The sequence below is a fragment of the Citrobacter sp. Cpo109 genome, assembly GCF_030332565.1.
GTDB classification, from domain to species: domain Bacteria; phylum Pseudomonadota; class Gammaproteobacteria; order Enterobacterales; family Enterobacteriaceae; genus Citrobacter; species Citrobacter portucalensis.
In genome coordinates this window covers 13,352-28,023 of the sequence record NZ_JAOWHQ010000065.1, presented here as the reverse complement: position 1 = coordinate 28,023, position 14,672 = coordinate 13,352, and the positions used below count along the sequence as shown (strand labels likewise).

21 protein-coding genes and 1 rRNA gene are annotated in these 14,672 nt (G+C 50.1%); 6 read left to right on the top strand and 16 right to left on the bottom strand.

Annotation, left to right across the window (positions count from 1 at the left end):
• Positions 1 to 676: ribosomal RNA gene (locus OGY71_RS16135) — 16S ribosomal RNA — on the bottom strand; the annotation flags it as partial.
• Between the two features lie 474 nt (positions 677 to 1,150).
• Here OGY71_RS16135 and OGY71_RS16130 point away from each other — a divergent pair.
• Entirely contained in the window at positions 1,151 to 1,705 is a 555-nt protein-coding gene (locus tag OGY71_RS16130; RefSeq protein ID WP_048215431.1) for a gamma carbonic anhydrase family protein, read from the top strand.
• On the opposite strand, the gene OGY71_RS16125 is transcribed toward OGY71_RS16130, so the two are convergent.
• From OGY71_RS16125 to dprA, 6 genes are read right to left on the bottom strand one after another with little or no spacing between them, the layout of a single operon-like run.
• Positions 1,681 to 1,938, bottom strand: coding sequence for a DUF1488 family protein (locus tag OGY71_RS16125; RefSeq protein ID WP_126957928.1), 258 nt, complete (start codon positions 1,936 to 1,938; stop codon positions 1,681 to 1,683). The two genes, OGY71_RS16130 and OGY71_RS16125, sit on opposite strands and share 25 nt — an antisense overlap.
• Positions 1,935 to 2,756 (bottom strand): shikimate dehydrogenase, encoded by an 822-nt coding sequence (gene aroE, locus OGY71_RS16120; protein ID WP_003828290.1) that lies wholly within the window; start codon positions 2,754 to 2,756, stop codon positions 1,935 to 1,937. Before aroE ends, OGY71_RS16125 begins: the two co-directional genes overlap by 4 nt.
• A 1-nt stretch (position 2,757) precedes the next feature.
• Positions 2,758 to 3,330: an L-threonylcarbamoyladenylate synthase type 1 TsaC gene (gene tsaC / locus OGY71_RS16115; RefSeq protein WP_003828289.1), complete on the bottom strand. Its 573-nt coding sequence runs from the start codon at positions 3,328 to 3,330 to the stop codon at positions 2,758 to 2,760.
• Between the two features lie 4 nt (positions 3,331 to 3,334).
• Positions 3,335 to 3,877 carry a DNA topoisomerase family protein gene (locus OGY71_RS16110; protein ID WP_003828287.1) on the bottom strand — a complete coding sequence of 181 codons (543 nt, stop codon included), beginning with the start codon at positions 3,875 to 3,877 and terminating at the stop codon, positions 3,335 to 3,337.
• Positions 3,878 to 3,903: 26 nt separating this feature from the next.
• Entirely contained in the window at positions 3,904 to 4,377 is a 474-nt protein-coding gene (smg, locus tag OGY71_RS16105) for a DUF494 family protein Smg (RefSeq protein ID WP_003031162.1), read from the bottom strand.
• Positions 4,349 to 5,473, bottom strand: coding sequence for a DNA-protecting protein DprA (gene dprA / locus OGY71_RS16100; protein ID WP_149282164.1), 1,125 nt, complete (start codon positions 5,471 to 5,473; stop codon positions 4,349 to 4,351). The genes smg and dprA overlap by 29 nt, the downstream gene beginning before the upstream one ends.
• Before the next feature lie 129 nt (positions 5,474 to 5,602).
• On the opposite strand from dprA, the gene def reads away from it, so the two are divergent.
• The 5 genes from def to mscL all read left to right on the top strand — a co-directional run bounded on the left by def (position 5,603) and on the right by mscL (position 10,368).
• Entirely contained in the window at positions 5,603 to 6,112 is a 510-nt protein-coding gene (def, locus tag OGY71_RS16095; protein ID WP_003828283.1) for a peptide deformylase, read from the top strand.
• 14 nt (positions 6,113 to 6,126) lie between these two features.
• Positions 6,127 to 7,074: a methionyl-tRNA formyltransferase gene (gene fmt / locus OGY71_RS16090; protein WP_003828282.1), complete on the top strand. Its 948-nt coding sequence runs from the start codon at positions 6,127 to 6,129 to the stop codon at positions 7,072 to 7,074.
• A gap of 51 nt (positions 7,075 to 7,125) precedes the next feature.
• Positions 7,126 to 8,415 carry a 16S rRNA (cytosine(967)-C(5))-methyltransferase RsmB gene (rsmB, locus tag OGY71_RS16085; protein ID WP_126957922.1) on the top strand — a complete coding sequence of 430 codons (1,290 nt, stop codon included), beginning with the start codon at positions 7,126 to 7,128 and terminating at the stop codon, positions 8,413 to 8,415.
• Between the two features lie 21 nt (positions 8,416 to 8,436).
• On the top strand, positions 8,437 to 9,813 hold the full coding sequence (gene trkA / locus OGY71_RS16080; RefSeq protein ID WP_003031153.1) for a Trk system potassium transporter TrkA: 1,377 nt from the start codon (positions 8,437 to 8,439) through the stop codon (positions 9,811 to 9,813).
• Between the two features lie 141 nt (positions 9,814 to 9,954).
• Complete coding sequence (gene mscL, locus OGY71_RS16075) at positions 9,955 to 10,368, top strand: large-conductance mechanosensitive channel protein MscL (RefSeq protein WP_003031152.1); 414 nt, start codon at positions 9,955 to 9,957, stop codon at positions 10,366 to 10,368.
• Here the strand turns inward: mscL and arfA are convergent.
• The 9 genes from arfA to rpmJ form a co-directional block, all read right to left on the bottom strand.
• Entirely contained in the window at positions 10,365 to 10,583 is a 219-nt protein-coding gene (arfA, locus tag OGY71_RS16070) for an alternative ribosome-rescue factor ArfA (RefSeq protein WP_003828276.1), read from the bottom strand. The genes mscL and arfA overlap by 4 nt on opposite strands.
• Positions 10,584 to 10,640: 57 nt before the next feature.
• Positions 10,641 to 11,066: a Zn(2+)-responsive transcriptional regulator gene (zntR, locus tag OGY71_RS16065; protein WP_003031145.1), complete on the bottom strand. Its 426-nt coding sequence runs from the start codon at positions 11,064 to 11,066 to the stop codon at positions 10,641 to 10,643.
• A 10-nt stretch (positions 11,067 to 11,076) separates the two neighbouring features.
• Complete coding sequence (locus OGY71_RS16060; RefSeq protein WP_003828274.1) at positions 11,077 to 11,445, bottom strand: DnaJ family domain-containing protein; 369 nt, start codon at positions 11,443 to 11,445, stop codon at positions 11,077 to 11,079.
• A gap of 107 nt (positions 11,446 to 11,552) precedes the next feature.
• Complete coding sequence (gene rplQ / locus OGY71_RS16055; RefSeq protein ID WP_001216370.1) at positions 11,553 to 11,936, bottom strand: 50S ribosomal protein L17; 384 nt, start codon at positions 11,934 to 11,936, stop codon at positions 11,553 to 11,555.
• Positions 11,937 to 11,976: 40 nt separating this feature from the next.
• A complete protein-coding gene (locus OGY71_RS16050) occupies positions 11,977 to 12,966 on the bottom strand; it encodes a DNA-directed RNA polymerase subunit alpha (protein WP_003031139.1) in 990 nt (329 codons plus the stop codon).
• Between the two features lie 25 nt (positions 12,967 to 12,991).
• Positions 12,992 to 13,612, bottom strand: coding sequence for a 30S ribosomal protein S4 (gene rpsD / locus OGY71_RS16045; RefSeq protein WP_003031138.1), 621 nt, complete (start codon positions 13,610 to 13,612; stop codon positions 12,992 to 12,994).
• 33 nt (positions 13,613 to 13,645) lie between these two features.
• Complete coding sequence (rpsK, locus tag OGY71_RS16040) at positions 13,646 to 14,035, bottom strand: 30S ribosomal protein S11 (protein ID WP_003031137.1); 390 nt, start codon at positions 14,033 to 14,035, stop codon at positions 13,646 to 13,648.
• 16 nt (positions 14,036 to 14,051) lie between these two features.
• Positions 14,052 to 14,408 (bottom strand): 30S ribosomal protein S13, encoded by a 357-nt coding sequence (gene rpsM, locus OGY71_RS16035; RefSeq protein WP_003031135.1) that lies wholly within the window; start codon positions 14,406 to 14,408, stop codon positions 14,052 to 14,054.
• Between the two features lie 146 nt (positions 14,409 to 14,554).
• Positions 14,555 to 14,671, bottom strand: a complete 117-nt coding sequence (gene rpmJ / locus OGY71_RS16030) for a 50S ribosomal protein L36 (RefSeq protein WP_000868187.1) — start codon at positions 14,669 to 14,671, stop codon at positions 14,555 to 14,557.
• Between the last annotated feature and the right edge of the window lies 1 nt (position 14,672).

Below are 14,672 nucleotides of genomic sequence, written 5' to 3'. Positions count from 1 at the left end.
TTCTACCCCCCTCTACAAGACTCTAGCCTGCCAGTTTCGGATGCAGTTCCCAGGTTGAGCCCGGGGATTTCACATCCGACTTGACAGACCGCCTGCGTGCGCTTTACGCCCAGTAATTCCGATTAACGCTTGCACCCTCCGTATTACCGCGGCTGCTGGCACGGAGTTAGCCGGTGCTTCTTCTGCGAGTAACGTCAATTGCTGCGGTTATTAACCACAACACCTTCCTCCTCGCTGAAAGTACTTTACAACCCGAAGGCCTTCTTCATACACGCGGCATGGCTGCATCAGGCTTGCGCCCATTGTGCAATATTCCCCACTGCTGCCTCCCGTAGGAGTCTGGACCGTGTCTCAGTTCCAGTGTGGCTGGTCATCCTCTCAGACCAGCTAGGGATCGTCGCCTAGGTGAGCCGTTACCCCACCTACTAGCTAATCCCATCTGGGCACATCCGATGGCAAGAGGCCCGAAGGTCCCCCTCTTTGGTCTTGCGACGTTATGCGGTATTAGCTACCGTTTCCAGTAGTTATCCCCCTCCATCGGGCAGTTTCCCAGACATTACTCACCCGTCCGCCACTCGTCACCCAAGGAGCAAGCTCCTCTGTGCTACCGTTCGACTTGCATGTGTTAGGCCTGCCGCCAGCGTTCAATCTGAGCCATGATCAAACTCTTCAATTTAAAAGTTTGATGCTCAATGAATTAAACTTCGTAATGAATTACGTGTTCACTCGTTGAGACTTGGTATTCATTTTTCGTCTTGCGACGTTAAGAATCCGTATCTTCGAGTGCCCACACAGATTGTCTGATAAATTGTTAAAGAGCAGTTGCGACGCGCTTTAGCGCTCTGTCGCGAGGTGGCGTATATTACGCTTTCCTCTTTCAGAGTCAACCCTCATTTTCAGGTTTTTCTCTTCAACCGAACCGGCTGTTTGCGTGAAGTGATTCACATCCGCCGTGTCGATGGAGGCGCATTATAGGGATCCCATTTTTTAGCACAAGTATTTTTTGGATCTTTTTTTCTGAATGCTTGTTTTTCACTCCTTTCGCTACATTCCTGCGCAATTTGGCTGATTTTTGATAGCTAAACCACTTGCACAGTCTCAATAATCCAACCAAAGTCTTCATTACTGCTCTATTTTCGTTGAGGTAAACATGTCTGATGTACTGCGTCCTTATAAGGATCTTTTCCCACAGATCGGAAATCGCGTGATGATCGACACCAGCAGTGTCGTCATTGGTGATGCTCGTTTGGCTGATGATGTCGGAATTTGGCCACTGGTTGCCATTCGTGGCGACGTTAACTATGTACAAATTGGTGCCCGTACAAACATTCAGGACGGCAGCGTTCTCCATGTCACACATAAATCCACGTCTAATCCGCAGGGTAATCCATTGATCGTGGGTGAGGATGTAACGGTCGGTCATAAGGTCATGCTACACGGCTGCATCATTGGCAACCGCGTATTAGTCGGCATGGGTTCGATTCTGCTGGATGGCGTAGTCGTAGAAGACGACGTTATGATTGGGGCTGGGAGCCTGGTTCCCCAAAACAAACGCCTGGAAAGCGGGTATCTGTACCTGGGAAGCCCGGTTAAACAAATCCGTCCATTAAGCGATGAAGAGAAAGCAGGCTTACAATATTCAGCTAACAACTATGTTAAGTGGAAAGATGAATATTTAAGTCAGAGTAACCAAACCCAACCTTGAGCATCTTCCTGCTGGGCCTGGATCAATCCTTCAGCTTCTTCTTCCAGATCCCAGCGATACTGTTGAAAGATTTCCAACCACTCTTCAGGCGTGTCGCCGCCAAAGCGGGACGCCAGCATCTCTCCAGAGATGGCACATGTTAACTGCATACCATGAACCATCGCCGGAAACACAACGGCGTTGACATCCGTGCGCCATTCTTCTCGATCGGGAAACTGGATCGCCTGATTCATGCCGACAATTCCTGCTGCATGCTTTTAATGACGGGTTCAATCTGCGGCAAAACCCCATGCCAGAGTAAAACGGCGTGCGCTGCTTGCCCCACCAGCATACCCAGGCCATCAGCATATTGTTTCGCCCCATGTTCGGCACACCAGGAGAGGAACGGTGTATCTCCTTTCTGATAAAACATGTCATAACAATAGACAGATGAGTGAATAAGAGATGTCGGAATAGCCGGTATCTCACCGCTAATTCCGCTGGATGTCGCGTTAATAATCAAATCAAAACTGTAATTATCAAGCTCATCCATTCCTACCGCCTGTACGCTGCCGGTATGGGAGAAGATTAGTGCCAGTTCTTCAGCGCGCGAAGCGGTACGGTTAACAATAGTCACCGCGCAATCCATAGAAAGAAGAGGTAATAAAACTCCACGGGATGCACCACCCGCACCAATCAGCAGAACTCGCGATCCGGGACGAATGAAAGATAAACGCTCAAGATCGCTCAACAAGCCGATACCATCCGTGTTGTCTCCCAGCAAACGCCCATCCTCCAGCCGTTTAAGGGTGTTGACCGCTCCAGCAAGCGATGCCCGCTCCGTTAGTTCATCGGCACGTGCAAATGCCTCTTCTTTAAAAGGCACGGTGACATTTGCCCCCTTCCCGCCCTCAGCAAAAAAAGCGTTCAGGGTATTCACAAAATCATTGATGGGTGCCAATACACGCCCGTAGGAGTGATCAATCTTCAGCTGCTCTGCAAATTGCTGATGAATAAAGGGCGATTTACTGTGCGCTATCGGATTACCAAAAACAGCATAGGCTTCTTTCATATTACCCCTGTCGAAACTGTTCACCTGTCAGAGCATCACGGATCTCCGAAGGATTCAAACGCCCCCCGGTCTCCCCTTCAACCACAGGAAAGTCTGTACCGAACTGTGCGCGAACTTCCTCTACCGTTCTGCAAGGCGGTAAGCCACTCAAATTAGCACTGGTAGAAACTAACGGTTTGCCATAAGCCTGGCACAACGCAACCACCAGCGGGTGATCGGTGACGCGAACAGCCAGAGAATCAAAGCGCCCGGTCAACCAGCGTGGCGTTGTCGCAAGCGCTGGGAAAACGAAGGTAACAGGACCAGGCCAACGGGCGAAAACAGCGTCACGTTGAGCATCGGTGAGCATGCTATCGTCGATATACGGTTTAAGTTGTTCAAAGTTTGACGCGATTAAAATTAACCCTTTATCGACCGGACGTTGTTTTAGCGCCAACAAACGGCTCACCGCCGTTTCGCTATCGGGGTCGCAGCCGACACCAAATACAGCTTCAGTTGGATAGGCGATGACTTTTTCTTGTTTCAGAACCGCTATCGCAGCAACGATAGGATCTGTGGGCAGGTTATTATTCACTTTTTTATTCCGCCGAAATCGGCTTTCCACATTGTTTACTGGCACAGAAATGCTTCACACCCTGCGCGGTTTTCTTTTCGATGAGAAGCGGATAATGACACTCAGGACATTCTCCGGCTAACGGTTTGAAGTTAATGACAAACTGGCACTCCGGATAGCGATCGCAGGAGTAAAAGGTTTTGCCATAACGGGAACGCCGCTGGACAAGATGACCAGTCTGGCATTGAGGACAGACTATTGCTGTTTCATCAGGCTTGTCGATGAGCTCGGTGTGATCGCACGCAGGATAGTCACTGCATCCAATAAACATACCGAATCGTCCCTGTCTCAGCACCAGCTCAGCGCCACATGCAGGACAAAGCTTACCCTCCAGAACTTTGACAATATGTCCGTCCGCGGAAGATTTCAGCGGACGTATGTAATCGCATTCTGGATAGTGTGAACAACCGAGAAATGGACCGTGTTTCCCGGAACGAATAACCAGTTCAGCCCCGCATTGTGGGCAGGGCTCGTTTTTACGCACCGTGAACAGTGCTGATTTAGCCATAACAACTCATACTGAATGAAGATTGATTAATGCAGCATACCTTCATTCACTTCAAAGAGTAATTCTTCCATTTGCTGATAGGCATTTTCACAACCTGGAATGTTGAATAGCACCATCAGAATCACCCACTTCAGGTCTTCCAGATCGAACTCTGCCGTATCCAGCGCGAGTACGCGCTCAATAACCATTTCTCGCGTTTCGAGGTTTAGCACCTGAATCTGCTCCAGGAATAGCAGGAATCCTCTACAGCTTGCATCCAGTCGATCGCACTCTTCCGCAGTATAAATACGTATAGAAAGAGGGTCCGATGCCAGCTGCATAGGTTCAGCAAGGCCATCCTGATAGTCAGCAAGCTTCTCCAGCCAAAGTAACGCGTTGTAAATGTCTTCACGATCAAAACCAGCGTCGGTAAGATCCCGTTCCAGTTTGTCCTGATCCACACGCAGCTCAGCTTCGTTATGGATATATGTCTCAAACAAATACATTAGTACGTCGAACATGGCATGCCCTCCTCAATCGGACATAGCCGCCGGGTACAGCTGCGATCCACCCTGCTAACTCCAGTTCGAGCAGTTGAGCCACTACCTCTGGCACAGGTTGGCCGGCACGTTCAGCGACGACGTCAACAGGTGTTACCTCATCTCCTACGTTAGCCAGGAGCTCCGGAAATGGCAATGCCACCTCTCCGTGATCTGGCGAATAAATTGATTTTTCAGGTTCATCTGGCAACCATTGCAGCCCATATTGCAAATTTTCAAGAATTTCCTCTGGTGTCGTCACAAGCATGGCTCCCTGCTGAATAAGCCAATGCGGGCCTTCACTTCCCGGGCTCCCAATCGGCCCTGGTAAAGCAAACACCTCCCGCCCTTGTTCCAGTGCACAGCGAGCAGTAACCAGTGAACCACTACGCTGTGCAGCTTCAACGACCAGTACACCTTTACTTAGCCCACTAATAATGCGATTTCGTCGGGGAAAATTGCGCGGCAAAGGGAGCATATTTAATGGGAACTCAGACACCAGTGCGCCCCCAGCCTCAATAAGTCGCTCCGCAAGACGGATATGCTGTCGTGGGTGAATGGTCTCAAGTCCATTTCCCAGCACCGCAATACTTGTGCCTTGTCGGTTTATCGCAGCATTGTGCGCCACGCCATCAATCCCCCGGGCCAGACCGCTGGTGATCGTCACCCCACATGCAGCAAGATTTTCGCAAAACAACCGCCCCCAGCGTTCGCCATACCATGAGTGTTGTCGACTACCGACAACGGCAACTTGAAATGAGTGGAGGCATGCGGGAGCTCCTGCAACAAAAAGCACCCCAGGATAATCCTCAATCGCACGGAGCTGTGGCGGATAATGCTCGCTGTCGGCAACCACAAAATGGTGGTTAGGCTGTTCAAGCCAGCGCAGCGTTTTTTCCAGCGTCAGATCTGAAAAGGTTAAAAAGCGTCTTGCCTGGCGTGGAGAGAATCCAGCCTGCAAGAGTACCGCGTTGTTAATACACGGTTGAGTATTGAGCCAGTGAGCAACGCGCACTATCTCATCACCATACAGTTCATTCACTTGCGCTAAACGTAGCCAAATTTCGATTTGGGTCATCCCTGTTCCCCTGCCACAAGCAGTCCTGGCAATCTTTGCGATTGGTCACTGATGCTGTCAATCAGAGGGGGTTTTGTCTAGAATAGAGGTAATTATCTTTTCAACTCCTGAACACAACTCTGGATAACTATGTCAGTTTTGCAAGTGTTACATATTCCGGACGAGCGCCTTCGCAAAGTCGCAAAACCGGTTGAAGAAGTGAATGCAGAAATTCAGCGTATCGTTGATGATATGTTCGAAACGATGTACGCCGAAGAAGGTATCGGTCTGGCAGCAACACAGGTCGATATTCATCAGCGCATCATTGTTATTGATGTCTCTGAAAATCGCGATGAGCAGTTGGTACTCATTAACCCAGAACTGCTGGAAAAAGACGGCGAAACCGGCATTGAAGAAGGCTGTCTGTCTATTCCTGAACAGCGTGCGTTAGTACCGCGTGCAGAGAAAGTAAAAATTCGTGCGCTTGATCGCGACGGCAAATCTTTTGAACTGGAAGCCGATGGCCTGCTCGCTATCTGCATTCAACATGAAATGGATCACCTGGTCGGTAAACTATTTATCGATTATCTGTCTCCGTTGAAGCAACAACGCATTCGTCAGAAAGTTGAAAAACTCGACCGCCTGAACGCCCGAGCTTAAGGACAAGGATCAACGTGTCAGACTCACTACGTATTATTTTTGCGGGTACACCTGACTTTGCAGCGCGTCATCTCGACGCGCTGCTGTCTTCTGGACATAACGTCGTTGGCGTGTTTACCCAACCGGACCGCCCGGCGGGACGCGGTAAAAAGCTGATGCCCAGCCCGGTAAAAGTGCTGGCAGAAGAAAAAGGGATACCGGTCTTTCAACCCGTCTCTCTTCGCCCTCAGGAAAACCAACTACTGGTTGCTGATTTACACGCAGACGTGATGGTGGTGGTGGCATATGGCCTGATCCTGCCAAAAGCAGTACTGGAAATGCCGCGCCTGGGTTGTATCAACGTTCACGGTTCCCTGCTTCCGCGTTGGCGGGGTGCAGCACCGATCCAGCGCTCACTGTGGGCAGGCGACGCCGAAACCGGTGTTACCATCATGCAGATGGATGTTGGCCTCGACACCGGTGATATGCTGCTGAAGCTGTCCTGCCCAATTACGGCAGAAGATACCAGCGGTTCGTTATATGACAAGCTGGCAGACCTGGGGCCTCAGGGGCTGATTGAAACGCTAAAACAGCTGGCTGCCGGTACAATAAAACCGGTGGTACAAGACGAATCACTGGTTACGCATGCAGAAAAACTCAGCAAAGAAGAGGCCCGTATCGACTGGTCGCTTTCGGCTGTTCAATTGGAACGCTGCATCCGCGCCTTTAACCCGTGGCCAATGAGCTGGCTTGAAATCGATGGTCAGCCAGTGAAAGTCTGGCAAGCTTCGGTTATTGCTGTAAACACCCAGGCCGAGCCAGGCACCATTCTAGAGGCGACAAAGCAGGGTATCCAGGTCGCAACAGGTGACGGCATTCTGAATCTTATCTCTTTGCAGCCTGCCGGTAAAAAAGCCATGAGCGCGCAGGATCTGCTTAATTCACGCCGGGAGTGGTTCGTGCCCGGAAACCGTCTGGCCTGACGGTTCATCTCTTTAAGCCCGGTGTCTCCGGGCATTTTTATTTTTGCGCTTATGAAAAAACATCTTAATTTACGCAGTATGGCGGCCCAGGCCGTCGAACAGGTTGTCGAGAAAGGACAATCACTAAGTAACGTGCTGCCCGCCATGCAGCAAAAAGTTGCCGATAAAGACAAAGCGCTGTTACAGGAACTTTGCTTCGGCGTATTACGTACACTCTCTCAACTGGAGTGGATGATCCAGCAACTGATGGAACGTCCAATGACGGGCAAACAGCGCACCGTTCACTACCTGATCATGGTGGGCTTCTACCAACTGTTGCATACTCGTATTCCAGCACACGCTGCGTTAGCTGAGACCGTAGAAGGCGCGGTCGTTATTAAGCGTCCACAGCTGAAGGGGCTGATCAACGGCGTACTGCGCCAGTTTCAACGCCGTCAGGATGAACTGCTGGCCGAGTTTGCGCAAAGCGATTTGCGCTTCTTACACCCCTCCTGGCTGGTGAAACGTATTAAGAGTGCGTATCCGCAGAAATGGGAAGCCATTCTTGAAGCCAATAACCAGCGACCGCCGATGTGGCTACGAGTCAATCGTAATCACCATACTCGCGACGCCTGGCTAGACCTGCTTACCGAAGCGGGATTAACAGGTTTTCCGCATCCAGACTACCCGGATGCAGTGCGTCTGGAAACACCGGCTCCAGTTCACGCCCTCCCAGGTTTTAACGAAGGTTGGGTCACCGTTCAGGATGCTTCCGCTCAAGGATGCGTAAATTATCTGTTGCCGGAGGACGGTGAGCAGATCCTCGACCTGTGCTGTGCGCCGGGCGGTAAAACCACTCACATTCTGGAAGTTGCTCCGCAAGCTAACGTCATGGCCGTCGATGTGGATGAAAAACGCTTATCGCGCGTTTACGACAATCTGAAACGTCTGGGCATGAAGGCAACCGTAAAACAGGGGGATGGACGCTATCCAAAGCAGTGGTGCGGTGAACAACAGTTTGACCGTATTTTGCTGGACGCCCCATGTTCTGCAACCGGGGTGATCCGTCGCCATCCGGATATCAAATGGCTGCGCCGCGACCGGGATATTGCCGAACTTGCCCAATTACAGGCTGAGATCCTGAATGCTACCTGGTCACATCTTAAACCTGGCGGCACGCTGGTGTATGCAACGTGTTCTATCCTGCCAGAAGAGAACCAGCAGCAAATTGCCGCCTTCCTGGCACGCACACCAGATGCGGTATTAAGCGAAACCGGTACGCCGGAAAAACCCGGACGTCAGAATTTACCGGGTGCGGAAGATGGCGATGGCTTCTTTTACGCTAAGCTAATCAAAAAGTGATGATATAACGGGTCGCGACTGATGAAAATTATCATTCTGGGCGCAGGGCAAGTTGGCGGTACGCTGGCTGAAAACCTTGTCGGAGAGAACAACGATATCACGGTAGTCGATACCAATGGTGAACGCCTGCGCAGCCTGCAGGACAAGTTTGATCTCCGTGTCGTGCAAGGGCATGGTTCGCATCCCCGCGTATTGCGTGAAGCCGGTGCCGACGATGCCGATATGCTGGTTGCCGTAACCAGCTCAGATGAAACAAATATGGTTGCCTGCCAGGTAGCTTATTCACTGTTTAATACGCCTAATCGCATCGCCCGTATTCGTTCACCAGATTACGTTCGCGATGCCGACAAGCTGTTCCAATCCGATGCGGTGCCAATCGATCACCTGATTGCGCCTGAGCAACTGGTTATTGATAGCATTTATCGCCTGATTGAATATCCGGGCGCATTACAGGTGGTGAATTTTGCCGAAGGTAAAGTCAGTCTGGCAGTAGTAAAAGCCTATTACGGCGGGCCGCTTATCGGTAATGCGCTGTCAACAATGCGTGAGCATATGCCGCACATCGATACCCGCGTTGCGGCGATTTTCCGTCATGACCGACCGATCCGTCCGCAAGGTTCTACGATCGTTGAAGCGGGTGATGAAGTCTTCTTTATTGCGGCATCACAGCATATACGCGCCGTAATGAGTGAACTGCAGCGTCTGGAAAAGCCGTACAAACGCATTATGTTAGTGGGTGGCGGTAATATCGGTGCGGGTCTGGCACGTCGTCTGGAAAAAGATTACAGCGTCAAACTGATCGAACGTAATCAACAACGCGCATCCGAACTTGCAGAGAAACTACAAAATACGATCGTCTTTTTTGGTGATGCTTCGGATCAAGAGTTACTGGCCGAAGAACATATCGATCAGGTCGATCTGTTCATCGCAGTGACCAATGATGACGAAGCAAATATCATGTCGGCGATGCTTGCCAAACGGATGGGCGCCAAGAAAGTAATGGTGTTGATCCAGCGCAGAGCATACGTCGATCTGGTGCAAGGCAGCGTGATCGATATTGCGATTTCACCGCAGCAGGCGACCATCTCCGCGCTGCTGAGCCACGTGCGTAAAGCTGATATTGTTGGCGTTTCTTCACTTCGCCGTGGCGTCGCGGAAGCCATTGAAGCCGTCGCACACGGGGATGAAACGACGTCGAGAGTTGTAGGGCGTTCAATTGATGAAATTAAACTTCCGCCCGGAACCATTATTGGCGCCGTTGTACGTGGTAACGATGTCATGATTGCCAACGATAACCTGCGCATTGAGCAGGGCGATCACGTAATTATGTTCCTGACAGATAAAAAGTTTATTACTGACGTCGAGCGACTATTCCAACCAAGTCCTTTCTTCCTGTAATAATTTGGGCGCTAATACAGTGCCCTTTTTATTTCCCTTTATTTTTCATGGTCTAATAAATTTTCCTTTCGGCAATACATAAATGGAAATTGCCTAAACATTTGTTAAACTTATAAACGTCAGCTGCATAGGGAGAATAAAATGAGCATTATTAAAGAGTTTCGCGAATTCGCGATGCGCGGGAATGTTGTCGATTTGGCAGTGGGTGTCATTATTGGTGCGGCATTCGGTAAGATTGTTTCATCACTGGTTGCCGATATCATTATGCCGCCGCTGGGGCTGTTAATTGGTGGAATTGATTTTAAACAGTTTGCTTTAACGCTACGTGATGCACAGGGAGACATCCCTGCCGTGGTCATGCATTACGGTGTATTTATTCAAAATGTATTCGATTTCATTATTGTTGCGTTTGCTATCTTTATGGCAATCAAACTGATCAACAAACTGAACCGTAAAAAAGCTGAAGAGCCGGCAGCACCGCCAGCTCCATCGAAAGAAGAAGTATTGCTAAGTGAAATTCGTGACCTGCTGAAAGAACAGAATAATCGCTCTTAAGCACTCACTGAAACAAGAAGGCCAGTGGTAAAAAAGTTAATTACTTTCTTGCCACTGGCCTCCCAGTTACCCCGATTGCCATGTTTTCCTTTACGTAGATAACTTCCTTTCCCTTTCTTATTTTTCTCAACGCGCTGTCTGAACAGTGGGTCATGCAGAAGCGCCTCAATGGCGTTGTCCTTTATCTGCCCTTTGGTGTGCTGATAACGACTCATAATATCTCCAGTTTGTAGGAATTTACGCCGCGAGTGTAGACCTGGCAGTTCAAGAAATCAACAGCCTGATGTTGTTCCACTGGCGCCTTGCTCAAGAGCTTCAAGAATAGAGCAGTACACGCTGCTGTGTGCCTTGCCGCAGCATGCATCATTCAATCGCTGCAGAGACCGCTGCATCGTCTGAAGTTCAGCAATACGGGCTTCGACTTCTTGCAGTCTTTCCTGGACGATCCCTTTTGATTCCTGACAGGTATGGTGTTCGGGATCAACACGGATCGAAAGCAATTCGCGGATCGACTCCAGAGTGAAACCAAGCTGCCGGGCATAACGAATAAACTTCAAGCGCTGAAGATCGCTTTCTGTATAGAGGCGAAATCCGCCTTCAGTACGCACTTCATGCTCCATCATCTGCTGCTTTTCATAGTAGCGGATAGTATCCGGCGTCACGTCAGCCAGTTTCGCTATTTCACCAATTCGGTACATGCTCTCTCCGCTATTCGTCGTTGATCTTTTTTAGCAACTTATCTGCGTAGTCACCGCGCAAAAACTCGGTGCTGAGTCCAGCCTGCCGAAGTTTAAGTTCCAGTAGCGACAGTCTTCGGCTCACCTCCGGATAACTGGGATCATCTTTGCGGATCCCCGCGAGTATTTCAAGCAGCTGTATTGCCTCTCTGCGTTGCTCGAGCTCAGGAGGAAGGCAACCTGCATTTTTTAATAAACGGTATCCGGCTCGGAGTTCAGGCGGGACATGGGAGTCATCGTCAAGAGTCAGCGGTTCACCCATTCCCGGTAAATCATCAAACTCGCCTTTAGACTGTGCATCAATAATATGGCGCTCTGCCCACTGGTCAAGTAACCACATACAACACTCCAGGGGATGAACAAAAATAGTACAGATATTGTAGATAAGTGGGGATATGACGGATATAAAAAAACCCGCCGAGGCGGGTTTTTTTACGTTACTACAGATTACTCTGCAGCAGCTTCTGTTTTCTCTGAACGATCAACCAGCTCGATGTATGCCATCGGCGCGTTGTCGCCTGCACGGAAACCACACTTCAGAATGCGAGTGTAACCACCGGCGCGGCTCGCAAAACGCGGGCCCAGTTCGTTAAACAGTTTTGCCACGATCTCGTTATCACGAGTACGGGCGAATGCCAGACGACGATTAGCTACGCTATCAGTCTTGGCAAGAGTAATCAGCGGCTCAACTACGCGACGCAGCTCTTTCGCTTTCGGCAGAGTCGTCTTGATGATTTCATGACGAACCAGTGAACCTGCCATATTGCGGAACATAGCCTGGCGATGGCTGCTGTTGCGGTTCAGTTGACGACCACTCTTACGATGGCGCATGACCTTATCCTTCTCAGTAAAACCTTAACCTGTGATCCGGTTACTCGTCAGCGATGCTTGCCGGTGGCCAGTTTTCCAGGCGCATGCCCAGAGACAGTCCACGGGAAGCCAGCACGTCTTTAATCTCGGTAAGAGATTTTTTACCAAGGTTAGGCGTCTTAAGAAGCTCAACCTCAGTACGCTGTACCAGATCACCGATATAGTGGATAGCTTCTGCTTTGAGGCAGTTAGCAGAGCGGACAGTCAATTCCAGATCGTCAACAGGGCGCAGCAGGATCGGATCGAATTCTGGTTTCTCTTCTTTAACTTCCGGCTGACGTACATCACGTAAATCAACGAAAGCTTCCAGTTGTTCAGCCAGAATGGTTGCCGCACGACGAATCGCCTCTTCAGGATCGATTGTGCCGTTGGTTTCCATTTCGATGACCAGCTTGTCCAGGTCGGTACGCTGTTCTACACGCGCTGCTTCAACATTGTAGGCAATACGCTCTACAGGGCTGTAGCATGCGTCGACCAGCAGACGGCCGATTGGGCGCTCATCTTCTTCCGAATGAATTCGGGTAGAAGCCGGCACATAACCACGACCGCGCTGAACTTTGATACGCATGCTAATAGATGCATTCTCATCGGTCAGGTGGCAGATCACGTGCTGTGGCTTGACGATTTCGACATCACCATCATGGGTAATGTCGGCTGCAGTCACAGGGCCAATGCCAGATTTATTCAAGGTAAGAATAACGTCATCTTTACCCTGAACTCTCACCGCCAGCCCTTTCAGGTTGAGCAGGATTTCCAGGATATCTTCCTGAACGCCTTCTTTGGTGCTGTACTCATGTAGTACACCATCAATCTCAACCTCGGTCACCGCGCAACCCGGCATCGATGAGAGCAGAATACGGCGCAGTGCGTTACCCAAAGTATGGCCAAAGCCACGCTCTAAAGGCTCAAGGGTCACCTTGGCGTGCGTCGAACTCACTTGCTCGATATCTACCAGGCGCGGTTTTAGAAACTCTGTCACAGAACCCTGCATTGTGTCCTCTCTTTGGTACTAAGCTTTACTTGGAGTAAAGCTCGACGATCAGGTGTTCGTTAATGTCCGCAGACAGATCAGAACGCTCCGGCTTACGCTTGAACGTACCTTCCATCTTGCCAGCATCAACTTCCAGCCAGGTTGGCTTTTCACGCTGCTCAGCCAGCTCCAGAGCGGCTTTCACGCGAGACTGCTTCTTCGCTTTCTCACGAATGCTAACAACGTCATTCGGACTAACCTGATAAGAAGCGATGTTAACAACACGACCGTTTACCATAATTGCTTTATGGCTGACCAGCTGACGTGCTTCTGCACGAGTGGCACCGAAGCCCATACGGTATACAACGTTGTCCAGACGACCTTCCAGCAGACCCAACAGGTTTTCACCGGTGTTGCCTTTCAGACGTGCTGCTTCTTTGTAGTAGTTACGGAACTGACGCTCCAGCACACCGTAGATACGGCGAACTTTTTGCTTTTCACGCAACTGCACACCATAGTCAGACAGACGCGGTTTACGCGCACCGTGCTGGCCAGGAGCTTGTTCAATTTTACACTTGGTATCGATCGCGCGAACGCCAGACTTAAGGAATAAGTCAGTGCCCTCACGACGGCTCAGCTTGAGCTTAGGACCCAAATATCTTGCCATTTTCTTTCTCCAACAATCCTAGAAACGACAGCGTTATACGCGACGTTTTTTCGGCGGACGACAACCGTTATGAGGGATCGGAGTCACATCAGTAATATTAGTGATGCGGAAACCAGCGGCGTTCAGAGCACGAACAGTAGATTCGCGACCTGGACCCGGTCCTTTGACCATAACTTCCAGATTCTTGATACCGTATTCTTTTACGGCTTCAGCGCAACGCTCTGCTGCAACCTGAGCTGCAAACGGAGTGGATTTGCGAGAACCACGGAAACCGGAACCACCGGCTGTTGCCCAACCCAGTGCGTTACCCTGACGATCAGTAATGGTAACGATGGTGTTGTTAAAAGAAGCATGGATATGAGCCACGCCGTCAGAGACTTGTTTTCTTACACGTTTACGTGCACGAATTGGTGCCTTTGCCATTATTCAATCACCCCGATTATTTCTTGATCGGTTTGCGCGGACCCTTACGGGTACGTGCGTTGGTCTTGGTACGCTGACCGCGAACCGGGAGACCACGACGATGACGCAAACCGCGATAGCAACCAAGATCCATAAGGCGCTTGATGCTCATGCTAACTTCACGGCGCAGATCACCTTCAACGACAAATTTGGCAACTTCGTCACGCAGCGTGTCGATTTGTTCTTCAGACAGCTCACTGATCTTAACATCTTCAGCGATACCCGCGGCAGCCAGAATGGCTTTAGAACGGGTCTTGCCGACGCCGTAGATCGAAGTTAATGCGATCACAGCATGTTTCTGATCAGGAATGTTAATGCCTGCTATACGGGCCACTATGCACTCCTACTATTTAATATGTACGCACCATGCTGAAAAGCCCGTTTTCAGGATACTCAAATGGAAACGCACAGACATACAAAAGATTGGCTGGCTAATCTAGCCAGCTCAACCCAACTTTGCAAGAAAAATATGCGAATAAATCAGCCTTGGCGCTGTTTATGCTTCGGCTCGGCACTGCAAATCACACGGATGACACCATCACGCTTAACGATTTTGCAGTTACGGCATAATTTCTTGACGGAAGCACGAACTTTCATT